The 578-nt window shown below is 35.6% G+C and carries 1 protein-coding gene; it reads left to right on the top strand.

What is annotated here, in order from left to right; genetic code table 11:
• Window positions 1-87 precede the first annotated feature (87 nt).
• Window positions 88-578: DoxD domain-containing protein (locus DMP16_RS10700; RefSeq protein ID WP_143577264.1), on the top strand; the 491-nt coding region annotated here is incomplete at its 3' end.

Raw genomic sequence — 578 nt, 5'->3', positions numbered from 1 at the left:
AATAATTCAAACTATAAATATTTTTATAACTTTATAGTAGAAAAAGTTATTAATGATAAAACCAAATATATAAGTTGGTGAAGTGCTATGGCCAAAGTTGTATTGAATGATGGGAATTCGACAAGGCTTGAATACTTATGGCCTTTAAGATTCGCTGTAGGATGGATGTTCCTAGACGGAGGACTAAGAAAAGCAGTACTAAAGCCAGCAAAATTAGATCCTACTTCCCCATCCTTTGTTGGAGGAAAGCTGGTAAACTTCCTTCCTCATGCTGGTCCATTCAAGCAGTTTTTATTAATGGTATTAGAAAATCATTCCTTAAATGTAACCTTCCTAACTATATTTAGTTATGTAGAAATAATAGCGGGATTTTTAATCATTATAGGTTTATTTACTAGATTGGCTTCTTTTGGAGCTGCGGTAATGGCTTTTGGAATGGCTCCGGCATATTGGCTAGGTTCGACATGTGAAGATGAGTGGCAAATTGGATCCTTACTTACGGCAGGGGCAATAGTTCTAATGCTAACAGCATCTGGTAGAGTTTGGGGATTAGATTACTTCTTATTTAAGAAGTTTGG

This window comes from Sulfolobus sp. B1 (genome assembly GCF_007050195.1).
In the GTDB taxonomy this organism is placed as follows: domain Archaea; phylum Thermoproteota; class Thermoprotei_A; order Sulfolobales; family Sulfolobaceae; genus Saccharolobus.
The sequence above is the reverse complement of the archived record's forward strand: the minus strand, read 5'-3'. Positions and strand labels throughout refer to the sequence as shown.